Source organism: Rhizobium sp. NPDC090279, assembly GCF_044769665.1.
GTDB lineage: Bacteria > Pseudomonadota > Alphaproteobacteria > Rhizobiales > Rhizobiaceae > Rhizobium.
The window spans coordinates 1-12302 of the sequence record NZ_JBIVYI010000028.1; the positions used below are offsets into that span (position 1 = coordinate 1).

General features: G+C 55.4%; 13 protein-coding genes and 1 pseudogene. 5 read left to right on the top strand and 9 right to left on the bottom strand.

The genetic code is table 11. The features are described 5' to 3' along the window. On the top strand, positions 1–245 hold a 245-nt coding region (locus tag ACIQWP_RS31310), incomplete at its 5' end, for a hypothetical protein (protein WP_402796263.1). A gap of 154 nt (positions 246–399) precedes the next feature. Here the strand turns inward: ACIQWP_RS31310 and repC (ACIQWP_RS31315) are convergent. From repC (ACIQWP_RS31315) to repA, 6 genes and pseudogenes are all read right to left on the bottom strand, one after another. Beyond that, positions 400–519, bottom strand: a pseudogene (gene repC, locus ACIQWP_RS31315) (replication initiation protein RepC); the annotation flags it as partial. A 350-nt stretch (positions 520–869) separates the two neighbouring features. Continuing rightward, positions 870–1223, bottom strand: a complete 354-nt coding sequence (locus ACIQWP_RS31320; protein WP_402796265.1) for a helix-turn-helix domain-containing protein — start codon at positions 1221–1223, stop codon at positions 870–872. Beyond that, the gene (locus ACIQWP_RS31325) at positions 1220–1558 is read right to left on the bottom strand and encodes a type II toxin-antitoxin system RelE/ParE family toxin (protein ID WP_402796268.1); all 339 of its coding nucleotides are present in this window, start codon (positions 1556–1558) and stop codon (positions 1220–1222) included. The genes ACIQWP_RS31320 and ACIQWP_RS31325 overlap by 4 nt, the downstream gene beginning before the upstream one ends. A 119-nt stretch (positions 1559–1677) precedes the next feature. Then, positions 1678–2964, bottom strand: a complete 1287-nt coding sequence (gene repC / locus ACIQWP_RS31330) for a plasmid replication protein RepC (protein WP_402796270.1) — start codon at positions 2962–2964, stop codon at positions 1678–1680. A gap of 153 nt (positions 2965–3117) precedes the next feature. Beyond that, positions 3118–4095, bottom strand: a complete 978-nt coding sequence (repB, locus tag ACIQWP_RS31335) for a plasmid partitioning protein RepB (RefSeq protein WP_402796273.1) — start codon at positions 4093–4095, stop codon at positions 3118–3120. A 75-nt stretch (positions 4096–4170) separates the two neighbouring features. Further along, positions 4171–5364, bottom strand: a complete 1194-nt coding sequence (gene repA, locus ACIQWP_RS31340) for a plasmid partitioning protein RepA (protein WP_174017318.1) — start codon at positions 5362–5364, stop codon at positions 4171–4173. Between the two features lie 600 nt (positions 5365–5964). On the opposite strand from repA, the gene ACIQWP_RS31345 reads away from it, so the two are divergent. The 4 genes from ACIQWP_RS31345 to ACIQWP_RS31360 all read left to right on the top strand — a co-directional run bounded on the left by ACIQWP_RS31345 (position 5965) and on the right by ACIQWP_RS31360 (position 9315). Further along, the gene (locus tag ACIQWP_RS31345; RefSeq protein WP_402796278.1) at positions 5965–6744 is read left to right on the top strand and encodes a hypothetical protein; all 780 of its coding nucleotides are present in this window, start codon (positions 5965–5967) and stop codon (positions 6742–6744) included. Positions 6745–6910: 166 nt separating this feature from the next. After that, positions 6911–7258 carry a hypothetical protein gene (locus ACIQWP_RS31350; protein WP_402796280.1) on the top strand — a complete coding sequence of 116 codons (348 nt, stop codon included), beginning with the start codon at positions 6911–6913 and terminating at the stop codon, positions 7256–7258. Continuing rightward, positions 7249–8568: a hypothetical protein gene (locus ACIQWP_RS31355; RefSeq protein ID WP_402796282.1), complete on the top strand. Its 1320-nt coding sequence runs from the start codon at positions 7249–7251 to the stop codon at positions 8566–8568. The genes ACIQWP_RS31350 and ACIQWP_RS31355 overlap by 10 nt, the downstream gene beginning before the upstream one ends. A 615-nt stretch (positions 8569–9183) precedes the next feature. Next, a complete protein-coding gene (locus ACIQWP_RS31360) occupies positions 9184–9315 on the top strand; it encodes a hypothetical protein (RefSeq protein WP_402796284.1) in 132 nt (43 codons plus the stop codon). A 165-nt stretch (positions 9316–9480) separates the two neighbouring features. Here the strand turns inward: ACIQWP_RS31360 and ACIQWP_RS31365 are convergent, their stop codons facing one another. From ACIQWP_RS31365 to ACIQWP_RS31375, 3 genes are all read right to left on the bottom strand, one after another. Beyond that, the gene (locus ACIQWP_RS31365; RefSeq protein WP_402796286.1) at positions 9481–9786 is read right to left on the bottom strand and encodes a hypothetical protein; all 306 of its coding nucleotides are present in this window, start codon (positions 9784–9786) and stop codon (positions 9481–9483) included. Between the two features lie 226 nt (positions 9787–10012). Next, a complete protein-coding gene (locus ACIQWP_RS31370) occupies positions 10013–10543 on the bottom strand; it encodes an STM3941 family protein (RefSeq protein ID WP_402796289.1) in 531 nt (176 codons plus the stop codon). Between the two features lie 425 nt (positions 10544–10968). Then, entirely contained in the window at positions 10969–12141 is a 1173-nt protein-coding gene (locus ACIQWP_RS31375; RefSeq protein ID WP_402796291.1) for a site-specific integrase, read from the bottom strand. Positions 12142–12302 lie beyond the last annotated feature (161 nt).

Consider the following 12302-nt stretch of genomic DNA (forward strand, 5'->3'; position numbering starts at 1 on the left):
CTGCCGAGGACCAACCTCGTCAATCTGTCCGGACTTTAGTGAAACTGCTGTCCGGGAATTGGCGGAAATCCTGTCCAACTTTTGCGAAGCGCGCATTCAGAGCGATGCGAGGCTTTTTGTTATCGCGGGGGTTCTCGACAGTGGGGAAAAACGACGACGACGCAACCACCGAAGGCCGGTTCGAGATCCTGAAAATCGAATGCGTGATCTCCTTAAATCGCCCTTTCAGCAAATTCATGTCGTAATGATCGCACCGATATTGTCAGGTCAACCCCGCTTTATGGATTGCCTGAACCGGCGCAAAAGCCGAAATCGATAGATCATCAGCTTTCACAAGCCCCAATTTCACGTTGGTTTCGTGGGCGTGCTGCCCCCCATAAACGATACGATTGGCCGACCTTACGAAGCTTTACGCTCTCCGACGCCATTCTGCCGCATAAGCGCCATGAGCATCGGACCGATCGCAAACTCGCCCGCCTCGGTGCGCCGTGTTAGATCGCGGAGATATGCCCCTGAGCTTACGTCCATGCTGTCACAGGTGACCCGAGTTATGGCGACTGTCGATGAGATCTCCCGGAAGGTGCGAAAGGCGTTGCGGGTAATGCTCACTGGGGAGTATCAATGGCCGCCGGTAAGGTAGTGTATTGCCCTTCCGCAAACGCCCTCTTTGTACGAGGGGACGGCAAGGTTACGACCGTGCCGAAATCGACGACGCGTTCAATGATGTGGGATCGGCTTCTTCGAGGGCTCAATGGTGGCTCGACCAGCGAGGACGCAAGCTCAGCATATGGAGGCACGAGGAACAGACAGACGGTTAGTCCAACCGACCTTCAACGACCAGAACGCCCCTCCCCTGGCAAGAGACAGTTTCAGTGAGCGGCTTGGGGAATGACGCGGTCGCTATCAACTGCGGCAGGTTCAGCCGACAAAGCGCGCAGCACCGCTTCGGGTTCCCTCTCCATGATCCGAAGCAAAGTCCGCGCAGCACCCGACGGCTGCCGCGTTCCCTGCTCCCACTTCTTGTACCCAGACGGGCTGGTTCCCAAGACTGATGCCATCTCGTCCTGGGTCAAGTCGAGTTTCTTGCGGACCGCCCTCGCATCGACCGTGCCAAGATCAATCGCATGTACGCGAGCGTCCGGAAGGTCCTTGCCCTGCGCATGCGCCAGCGCTTCAGACATAGCCTGGATCAGATCCGAACCGAATTTTGTCATCTCGCTCATGTCTTGCTCCTATTCGCCGCCTTGATAGCCGTAGCGAAAGCGGCCACCGCTTTGGCCTCGTCAGGCTTCAGATCGGTTTTTTCGTTTTTGCCGTAAGCCAGCAGGGCATAGATTGGTGCATCATCGCTGTACCAGTAATAAATTACTCGCGCTCCACCACGCTTGCCTTTGCCCTTGGCACCGAACCGCACCTTCCGCACACCACCAGTGCCGGGAATTTCATCACCGGCCTGTGGATTTGCCGCCAGGAAATCGATCAGTTCCTTACGCTCATCCTCTGTGAAGAGTTCAGCTGCCTGTTTGACAAACAACGGTGTTTCGGCAACTGTCTGCATCTCATTCCTATAACCCAATGGGTTACTATATGGAGCGTTCTTTCCTAGAAGTCAACACGCCTATGTGACCAATGGTTGCCCAAAAACCGTTGGAGTTCACGACCGAGGCTCGCAGAACTCTAGCCCGCCTTCCGACCAACCGGACTATTCGCGCGAACCAGTGACATCAGCATAGGACCAATCGCGAACTCCCCTACCTCGGTGCGGCGTGTCAGGTCGCGAAGATAGCCACCAGCCGAATTGATCTGCCCTCCCCTTTCAAGAATGCAGGCCATCACGGTCGCCGCATTCTCCGGACCCATTGCCGAGCATGCATCCTGATAGGCTGACGGGCTGACGCCGAGCATGGATCGAACCACAACGGCGGCACTCATCAGGTCACGCCAGTTTCCGATCTGCCCTCCTGGGCCATAGTCGGAAATTTGCGGGCAAGCCTGCAGGACCAATCCAAGCGGGAACGATTTAAGCTCGCCGCCCTCGCCCACCGACCATTTGGCCGATCTGGTGTTCCCTGCCCTCTGTTCTACTTCCGAATCCTTCGGCCAATTCGAGGGTGCGGCTCGATTCGCCGAGTTTGCGCCCTGCTTTGTTTCGAAAGCTGGTTCAAATTCATAAATGGATTGGGGATTTGAATTCTGTATGTGCCGCTCAATTTGAGACTCATTGGCGTGCATTTTTTGTGCTTTTGCGCACATTTCCAATTGGTTGATGATCTCTTCACGGAGGAGAGACATTTCATCGAGCACTGCCGTCAGGTGTTCGATCCCAGCCACGCGAGGAAGACCGGCGACGATCTCCCGGAACATGCAGGTAATCTGCTCCCAATCGCCCGCAGCTCCCTCCTCCGCGGCCATGCTGATCAGCTTGGCGACATCACGACGGCAAATGGTCAGACGCTCTCTGGTGGCCTTCAGAAGCTCTCGATCCGCAATCGCTTGAGCTGCCAAGGCCTCAATCTCGCCGGCACGCGCAAGCAAAGGTGCCAACGAGAAACCGAAGGCCTCTGAAACATCCCCTGCCCGGTCCCGGCGTGCGTAACGCTTCCCGTTGGCACTGTCCTTCCGAATGATCAATCCGGCCTCTACCAGGCCCGCCAGATGCCGTCGCAGTGTGGCGGCAGTCATGCCCCTCGCGCGGATCGAAAGCTGTGCGTTCGACGGGAACACGATCAGGCCGCGTTCTTCTGATAGCTCGTCGGCAGGATAGAACGTCAGCAAGGCGTCGAGGACAGTCAATGCTCGATCCGTCACACCAAGGGCTGGCCGCGCTTCGCAAATGGCCCTGAACAGCTTCCACTTATTCCGGCTGATACCTGGTTCGATCTCTTCGGCCAGTTGCTGACTTGCCAACATGCCAAGCGACATCGGCCGCCGCCCAAAGGGCGTCGTCACACTTCCACTCTCCATTTTCCTTCACCTAAATTTAGGCAAAAGAAATCTGCTCACCAAACGGTGCCAAGACTCTTGACGTTGATTCGGGGAAATGCGATTCTCAGTCTGCTAGAACTTCGAGAAGGGCTTCCACGACTTGGTCGTTTGGGGGCCTTTTTCTTTTGCGGTCTACTCTCCTTGGTCTTTCCGGCTCTGATAAGCCCGGTACAGTTCACCCAGGCTCTCAGCAATGTAATCGCCAAAGCCCGCTGCGTCCTTTGCCTTGATGGCAACGGTGTAGGTCTTGCCGCCGCTCTTCATTTCGGCGGAAACAGATTTGTCCTCCGAAACCCATTTCTGAGTTTGCTGACCTCTCTGCCGGACTGTCCGTCCGATGGTCTTCACATGGGCGACCAGGGCGTTAAAGCGGTCGTCACCGGCCTTCTCTTTGAATTCGTCAGTCTCGATGAAGGCTTTCGCGTCCTTAAGAGTTGAGGGCCGTTCAAGAGAATTCTTCAGGTCATACCAGCGATCCCGGCCGATGCCTTTCGCAGCGCCGACAGCATCAAGGATTTCCTTCGGTATCGCGGATACGGCCAACATCTTCGACAACGTGGCGCGGTCGATGGAGAGCGCCGAAAGAACAATCGCATTGTCTCCGTCGAATTGGCGGCGGGATATTTCGCTCGCGAACATCGCCTTTTCGATGAATGACAAGTTCGCGCGTGCGGTATTCTCCTGCCCTTGGGCAACGACGTGATCGCTGTCCTTCAGGTCTTTGACGGCGGCCCGAACTTTTCTCCCGAGAGCCTTCGCAACGCGAAGGCGACGATGGCCGAAGACAACCATATAACGGCCGCTAGCGGCCGGGTGCGGCCTGACAAGAATCGGGCTGTCCTGGCCGCGATCCTTGATCGCCGATAGCAGCTCTTCGAAGTCCGCTTCGTCGTCTTCAAGGCGGTCCCGAACGAATGAGGCGTCAATGATGTCTGGATCGAGTTCGGCAACAGCCTCGCCCTCAAGAAAGCGATCTGCTTGAGCCGCCATCTCGTCCAGGGAATGAATGAGTGCTTTCGAAGCGCCTTTGGTCGTGTAGTTGAGGATCGCCGTACTTTCCTCAGGCGCTTCGTCGTTCATGACGTTCATAAACGGGTTCTTCCGAGCCATATCACTATCCTCGAAATTTAGTTAAATGCTTGCAAAGTTTGGCTGTATGGCCGATTTTTACGGCAGTCAAAATCATCACATTCTCCCCCACGCGCGATGAATGAGACCTTGAATTTCGAAGTTCACTGCGTCCATGCATTCTATTGCTCGGTCGTAGGTCTCCCTCGTGAAATTCGAGCGATCCACCTCATAGAGACTACGCTTGGTCAATCCGGCGTCAGAGATCGCGGTCGTCTTCACCATGGGATTTTTCAGGATTTCCTCGGCAAGCATCGACTGCATGAAACCAAGCATCTGCACCTGGGGAACGTCCGATGGTTCGAAGCGCGTGATCAGGTATCGCAGCCAGTCCATGCGGATGTCTGCCCCGGCGTTTTTGATCGTCTTCGTGATATTGCCAAGCATGAGGAGAAATTGGCTCATCGACATCAGGTCGAGCATCTGCGGATGAACAGTGATCAAAATTGATGTCGACGCGGTGAGGGCGGTCAACGACAGATAGCCAAGCTGCGGCGGGCAGTCGATGACGACAACATCGTAACGGTCATCAACATCCAGCAAAGCTTTGCCGAGGCGCGTGAAGAACCGCTTACCTTCGTTGCCAGCCTGCATCGCAAGCGGGGTATCATATTCGTATTCCTGAAGCTCAAGGTTCGCTGGGATAATGTCGAGGCCGGGGAAATTGGTCGGCAGGATAATGTCCGCAATTGGCTTGCGTTCGTCATCGTAGCGAATGGTGTCGTAGAGCGACGGGTTCTGATCAAGTTCGGGCTGAAAGCCGTGTAGAGCGGAGAGTGATGCCTGCGGGTCGAGATCGATGGCAAGAACACGATGGCCGGTGAGGGCGAGGTGTTGGGCGAGGTGTGCAGCCGTGGTCGTTTTGCCCGACCCGCCCTTGAAATTGACGACGGTGATCACCTGAAGTTTGTCGCCTGGCTTGCGCTGCGGAAGGTATCGCTTTGCTTCGCTCTTTCCGGTTTCCGCGAGGTAGTGTCGCAATTCAAGCATCTGCTCGGCAGTGTAATATTTCCGATTGCCTGACATCGTAGTCGGGACCGGTCCCTTGCCGTCGAGATAAAGGCGCTTGAGATTGCTCGGCGTAACTCCGAGATAGTGTGCCACTTCCGCGACGGAGAACTGGCGCAGCGTCTTCTTGGCGTTTGGTGGAAAGTTCTCAAGCCGCAGCTGGTTGAGCTTGCGGCTGATCTCAGCACCTTGCATCAATATCTTATCGTCGAGTTCAAACGACGGTAGCGAAAACGCGTTCATAGAGCCTTGGACCATTCTGCCGGTAAAATCACCGAATTCGGTAATCTGCCGTCATTATGTCCGATTCTCGATTCTCGGCAAGGAAAATTGGGTTAATGAAAAGTTAACGGCCATCTGGGTCGAGAAAACCCGATTCTCCAAGCAATTGGAATAGAGGCGGGGAGCTTTGCGCCGGAGATTGACTGCCGTCAAAACTCAGAAATTCTTCTGCATCTGCAGTGGGTTGTGGCCGAAATGGCTGTCGTTTGCATTTAACCGCAAGATTCTGCCTGCAAGAATTTCAACAAGAAAGTCTGGCACCTAATTTAAGACTTGGCACATCTGTGGTTGCCGCCCGTTTAGCAAGAAATTTCTGACCCTCTTTGACGTGTGATCGAGTGCGGTCTTCTCTCTGGCTGTTGATTTGCACTGAGAACCGAGCCGGTGCAGCGATGGAGTCTCAAAAGGGGTGCGCGGGCTATTGTGCGGTGCAGTGTAATCCTCTCGGTCAGTGAAAATTAGCGATGTTTATCGCAATAGCCATGAGGCGCGTCTGAAGTAGGCTTTTTTTAAGTCGCGATGTGGCTCGATAACCGCGCGACCAAATAACTCGAGGACACAATGCGCCAGGGACTCAACAGTTTTGCGTTTGAATCGATAAAGTTCATGGAAGAGGATGGCTCCGAATCCACATTTGCATTGCAGGACTATGCAGTGAATGACGCCCCGGCAACAATCAGTCTTCGCTTTTTCAACCTTATTGAAGAGCTAGCCGCACGGATCGAGGAAAGCGTTTTTGTGGTCGGATGCTGCCCGTGGTTCAGCTCGCCCCGAATTAGGGCCGCTCTCGGGAAGATCCGGGGTTTCTCGATCGTCACGTCGTTCGAGGAGGGGCAGCCCACCACACAAGTGGAGGGAATGTTTCCGATCGAGCTAGTTGAGAAACTTGAGTGGGATTCTGTCATTTTCGCATTCAAGGACTGGAATCAGGCACGATGTGTCGAAAATATTCTGAGTGTCGGCCCGAAAAATGGATACCAAGCTGTCCAGCGGCTGCACAGCAAATTTATGGTCTTTGTTCGTCGTGATCAGCAAGGTGAACTCACAGCCCAGGAATTCGTCGTCGGTTCCGCAAATTTCACTGCAAATGCGGATCGCCAACTTGAGTTGCTATGTTTCATCAACTCCCCAAAGGCCTGTGATTCCATGCTTTTGCAATGGTATCAAATGCTGATGATAGCTGGCTATCAACGTGACAAAGAGCTGCTGCAATTTGGAGCCCAAATGACACAGGTTGAGGAGTGGAACACAAGTCCTGACTGGGAGAGATACCCCTACGACGTGGAGGCAGGCCTTTTTGATGCTTTGGATTACATTAGTGGAAAGCGCTCGGGTATATAAGCTCAAACAGCTTTCGGGAAGCAGGCAAAATACTGTAGAAGTATCTATTGATCTGAATACGGGCATCCGTGAATGCTACTCAAGGTGATAAATGGCTCGACAAGGCAACAATCCGAAGCGGCGGGTAGAGGACGCGGGGAAGCTATCAAAGGATCGGATTGAATACTTGGCCAAGGCGGCCAGATACGTGGGAAGCGGTCACCACAAGCGTTATCCGCTCGACTATGGATTCGAGCGTACGAACCCAATTCCAACGAAATCGTTATGTGATATGTTGCGCCCTGTTCGGCTCGATGAGGCAAAAGAGCTCCTTGAGAAGGGCATTCGTGCAGGATTAATCAGTAGTTATGACGGAGAATTCCCTAAATATGTCTGGGCGGTCGATGAAAGTGGCGTCGTCTACGAGGCCAAGGCTGACCAGAACGCACCTGGCGAGTATCATGGTTACCCTTTGGGGCAAGAGGAAGAAATCCGGGAGCACATTCTCGGTGAATGGAAACAGCGATGCCCTTGAACTGGCGTATTGAAGTCGAGTGGGAAGCACTGCAGGGAGCGCCGGCTGAAGAGCAGGCCTGCTTTGGCGCCATCGGCATAGCCGTGAGCAACTCATGGCTCACAGAAGGCCACGACTATCTGGCCAATCGTCTTCGCAACAGGCCCTACCTCTCAGGCTATCACCTTGCAGAATGGCTTGCGTGGAATTGGTGGAGACTTCGCTGGGAGCCCCGCGCATCATCGCGCGAGTGGGGGCAAACCCACTCCATGGCCTCAATCGGCCAAGGCTATATCTGGCCGAATATAAAAATTTTCTCCGATGGGGAACGCACGGCGCTTGTTTCGAATCCGACGCCCGAACGCCCGGATACACCTTTTCGCTATATCTCCAATCAATCCGCAGTGCTTCCTGCAAGTCAGTTCGAGGCGGGTATCGATGAGTTCTTTGCCCGAATCTTGGATCGCCTCGATGCACAAGGCGTGAAAGGTACAAATTTTCATTCCATCTTCGAAAGCTTGAGAGAAGAACGATCGACGCCGCACCTGGCAACGAGAAGGAAGCTCGAAGCTCTCCTCGGTGAAGACCCTGACGAAATGGATCCCGCCATCATCGAGCAGTTGGTTTCTGACGCCGAAGAGGTCAGCGTCGAAGCAATTGAAGAAGTCGCCGCCGCTCGTGGGCAGACAGGAAATCCCGCGGCGTTGAAGGATCTGAAGGCGTTGGCCGAGAAGAGCGGCTTCAATGCATCCTCGCGGAATGCTGTAAGGCTCCACGATCGCGCGGGACTCGCACCCTCCGAGAACACGCCAGCATGGCTTATTGGCTCCCGTGCCGCCCGTGCACTTCGCGAGCAGGAACGGCTGGGTGGACGGCCGATCGCCGATGAGAAGCTGGCGGCGTTTGCTGGAACTTCTAGCAAAGCCCTCGCGGCTCGCCACGACCGTTCAGCGGATTTCTCGTTCATTGTTGATGACCAAAAGGACGTTGCCCATGTCATCCTGCGCTCAAAATGGCATGAAGGAAGGCGATTTGAACTCGCGCGCCTTCTAGGCGATCGATTGCTCGTGCCACAGTCCAATCGGTTGTTTCCCGCGACACGCGCCGATACCTATCGACAGAAAATGCAGCGTGCCTTCGCCGCGGAGTTCTTGAGCCCGTTCGAAGAAGTAGAAGCCATCCTGCAGGGTGATTATTCATCCGACGCACAGCGCGATGCAGCAGAGCATTTCGATGTGTCGCCGCTTATGATCCGGACCCTGTTGGTTAATCATCGCCGGATTCCGTCGGAAGAGCTTGGCGACGATTTCGATCTTGCCGGTGCGGCATGACTGCTGGTTTGGATTTTGGAGATTTTCGCACTGGCGTGTGATGCGGCACGGGGTTCCGGCGCCGATACTTGGGCTAAACGTTTGTTTTTGCGGGGATGACAGGGGTTATTTCACCCTGCTTATTCACAACCTGACCGGCGACTACCTCTGGGAGGACAAGCCCGCTGTAGATGAAAACGGCATCCGATCTATCGCGCTCGCCCTCTGATCCGCCTACCGTATATCTGTGCCCCTCTAATGTTCAGGGGTCGTAATGGTCAACCAAGGCTTCCTGCTCGCACTTCGGACAACTTCCTTCCAGGGCAAAACCATTCCTGAAGGTCGCCAAGCGAGGTTTCGGCCGGCTGCATGACCGGACGTAGGTAGGTCATTGCGCCTCTATGCGGACGCCCCAACTCTATGCCTCGGCGATGTTTCATGTTCCCATTTTGTCCCAGATAGACGCTGAGTCAATGCGCGTATTCGGCACTCGCAATTGCGAATCTACCTTTATCGCTCCGCGCTCACAGAATTCGGCCTCTGCTGAGGCGCGACTCTTGTCACGGAGTCAGGTTCCGAGCAATGCTGCGCAACAGGCAGTAGGACACATTTTCTCTTTTGCTAGGAGATATGCCCATGCGAGAAGACGATCACCTCACCATTAAATTTTTAGGTGTCGAAGCCAGTGCCACCGGACGGTTTGCCATTATCGCCGTGGTAGCTATCTTTATGCTCTACGGTCTAGGACGGTGGTTTTCGATCTGGTGAGGAGCAGAGCCGAGAATGTGTGCTCGAGTCTTTATCCGCGGTGACTTTGACAGCCTCATGCGCCCATTCGACTTCGCGGATCGAGAGGGTGCCATAGGTAAAGCGGCGCGCGAAGATAAGAGATCCGACGCGACGTAAAAAACGACTGTTGTGCGATTTGCTGCTTCATTTCGCTCGATCTAATGCAGCATCTAGGATGGGGTCTCGACCATTTGCATAGTCGGCGAACGAGACGTCGATTTTCACCTCAGGTTCGATGCTTATCAACGTTTGGGTGAAGGCGGCGGCCGGCCAATAACAATCGGCTTTACCGGAACATCCCTTTTCGAAATCTTCGAATTTGGTGCTGTAGAAAACAGGGATTTTGGAATTCGGCAGCGTTGCGACGTCCGGTCCCGCCCAGAAGTGACCCTTATCGCCCATTTCCTCGCCTATCAATGTTACATTGTCCTGGCCCGAGCGTTTCAGCATCGCCGCAGTAACCAAGGCAGCGGAAAGGTAGCTCGACTCACGAGAACAAAGATGTGGCCATTCGGGGGAACAAGCTTTGGCAACGCCTGCGTAAACAACAAATAGCCTCCTATAGTCATGCCGCCGACGTCGCAAACTCAGATAAGCAGCTTCCGCTATTCGTTACAATCTGGCAGCGTGGTGTAGGCGGGGGCCAACGAACCGACGCCCTAACAGAAGGGTGCAGTTAAGAGCCGTGCCGAGTTCTGGCATAGTCCAAGATTTTGTCCCACAGGGCGTTAAATTCTATCTGAATTCCCTGAGCAGTGATGCATAAGCCATCGGTTCCGAGGCTGCGGCCACGAGACCAGCGCGCGATACGAGTGAGTGCTAGTCTTGCCTCGACTGCGGGATCTACGGCCAGTACTATGAACGTTTGCCGGCGCACTTGTAGGCTCGAAACATGTTGGATGGCAGACCAGGGAATAAATTCGTCAGCCAACCTGATGTCGCGAAAGCCATGCGGCGATAAGGTCACCACCGGTCTACCGCCTCCCATGCTGAAAAGTCTGTAGGTCAACAATATTGCGAGTAAACCAAAGAAAATGGCGCCAAGAACGAGGCAGAGTTCGCGAATGCTGTCAGGCATAGCGCCAGGAATGATGTGCAGAGCCGCCGCACCAGAAAAGCCAGCCAGAAGGGCTGCTCCGGCGGCATGGGTTATCACCCTGGCGGTATCTTGCGCAATTTCGATTGTCTCGTTTGTATCCGTCTCCATACTGCTACTCGCTCCGGCGTTACGTTGTCAGAAACTATTGAAGTTCAATTGATAGAGTTGCTGCGTAAATAATCTGTGGATAGGATCGACTAGGCATCACCGCAGCGGTGGCTGGGTATGAAATGAACCTTCGGCAGCTTCCAAGGAAGGTGCGTTATTGGCGAAGCGGAAGGCAGGGTACCGGCAACGCGTCATCCTGGTGGCGTTAAGGCAGGGACGGAGAGGGATTGGGGTGGGCAGATACTATAATAATACCTTGATTGCCGGGACCATTGTTACCCGCCCCACGCTCTCCCGTTCTGAGCGACGGCGAGCAGGTCCTTCTCGCAGATATCGAGGGCTTGTCTTACGGCGAGATCGGTAAAAATCCAGTAATCCCGACCTGTGGCAATCTCTATCATCATCCGTTGACGAGTTTTGCAAGCTCACATTGCCAAACGAGCCGCCCGCCCCTGCTTTCGCTCCGCATTGTTGTAGTAGCTCGCCGCCTGTGTCACCGACTTGTGCAGGGATTGCTGCATGGCTTCCTGAAGCGGGATGCCGCGATTGGCTGCCTCAGTCAGATAACCCGATCGAAGCCCGTGCGCAGAAAACGCCTCTGGATCCAGACCAGCCTGCTTGCAGCGCGCCTTCAGGACCAGATTGACCGATTGCGGCGTCAGCGCCCGCCGGTCGATATTGCCCCACTGATCGATGCGGCGGAAGAGCGGTCCGCTCTCGATCTTGGCCTCCGCGAGCCATTGCTTCAGGGCAATGACCGGCCGACCGATTAGGACGGCGTGAGCTCGATCTTCCGCCGTCGTCGTCTTGGTGCGGCCGAGATTGATGGTGAGGCAGGGCAGGAGAGGGGAAGCGGTATTTTTCGGATCGGCATGCACCGGCTCCTCTTCGACAAGATCCTCGATCCGAAGGGCGGCGATTTCGGAACGCCGGCGGCCGCCGGACGCGAAGGCAGTCAGCAGCAAGGCACGATCACGAAGATCGACCAGGCGGTCACCGGCACAGGCAGCAAGTAGCTTTGCCAGCACATTGCCGGTAACGGCCTTTTTGCTCTTGCGCTTTCCTGGCCGTGCACTGGCCCGCACAGCCAGCCTGAGAGCAGATTTCAGGGTGGGAGCTGCAAAGGACCCCGTCAGGCCACGCCAACGGGTGAGGATTGACCAGGAGGTCAACCGCCGGCGTACGGTGTCCGGCGCATGCGGACCGTCGGCGCGCAGCAATCCCTGAAGACGCAGCCCGGCTTCGACGTCGGCCGGCATGCCATGGGTCGGATCCTCGGCGCGTTTGATCGGATCCCAGAGATGATGCGCGACGAACTTTAATAGCAGGCTCTCCGGCGCCGGCCAGGGGAGGGGGGCGCCGGTCGCAAACTCGCACCAGGCTTCGAGATAGCCGAGATCGGAGGTGAGCGCGCGCAGCGTGTTTTCGCCCATGCCCTCCTTGGCCAGATGTTTGAGGGTGGCGACGTCCTCGTCCGTCAGCAGCGTCGCCAGCTGATCGCGGCGGGCAAAGGGCAGGATGGCGTCGAGCGCATCCAGCTCCTCGGCGCGGGCCTGCACCGGCTCGGCGGGGGAGGGGAGGGCTTTTGGCTTCGGCATTTGACCGCTCATGGGCTGTGATTTGGCCCGACTTTACCGGTGTCGCGCTTCCTGATCGATCGGAATCCTTTTTAAGGTATCGATTACACTTTTGCCTTTCCAAGATCATCGGAATCTTCCCGGTCGGCCGGAATGCGTTCAGACACCTATAAGCATTTCCC

What these genes read in the sequence shown, in the direction of transcription:
- ACIQWP_RS31345 (WP_402796278.1), top strand. Translation starts at nt 5,965, where the DNA reads ATGCGCCAGGGACTCAACAGTTTTGCGTTTGAATCGATAAAGTTCATG.
- ACIQWP_RS31370 (WP_402796289.1), bottom strand. Translation starts at nt 10,543, where the DNA reads ATGGAGACGGATACAAACGAGACAATCGAAATTGCGCAAGATACCGCC.
- ACIQWP_RS31360 (WP_402796284.1), top strand. Translation starts at nt 9,184, where the DNA reads ATGCGAGAAGACGATCACCTCACCATTAAATTTTTAGGTGTCGAAGCC.
- ACIQWP_RS31325 (WP_402796268.1), bottom strand. Translation starts at nt 1,558, where the DNA reads ATGCAGACAGTTGCCGAAACACCGTTGTTTGTCAAACAGGCAGCTGAA.
- ACIQWP_RS31320 (WP_402796265.1), bottom strand. Translation starts at nt 1,223, where the DNA reads ATGAGCGAGATGACAAAATTCGGTTCGGATCTGATCCAGGCTATGTCT.
- repB (WP_402796273.1), bottom strand. Translation starts at nt 4,095, where the DNA reads ATGGCTCGGAAGAACCCGTTTATGAACGTCATGAACGACGAAGCGCCT.
- repC (WP_402796270.1), bottom strand. Translation starts at nt 2,964, where the DNA reads ATGGAGAGTGGAAGTGTGACGACGCCCTTTGGGCGGCGGCCGATGTCG.
- ACIQWP_RS31365 (WP_402796286.1), bottom strand. Translation starts at nt 9,786, where the DNA reads ATGCTGAAACGCTCGGGCCAGGACAATGTAACATTGATAGGCGAGGAA.
- ACIQWP_RS31355 (WP_402796282.1), top strand. Translation starts at nt 7,249, where the DNA reads ATGCCCTTGAACTGGCGTATTGAAGTCGAGTGGGAAGCACTGCAGGGA.
- ACIQWP_RS31375 (WP_402796291.1), bottom strand. Translation starts at nt 12,141, where the DNA reads ATGCCGAAGCCAAAAGCCCTCCCCTCCCCCGCCGAGCCGGTGCAGGCC.
- repA (WP_174017318.1), bottom strand. Translation starts at nt 5,364, where the DNA reads ATGAACGCGTTTTCGCTACCGTCGTTTGAACTCGACGATAAGATATTG.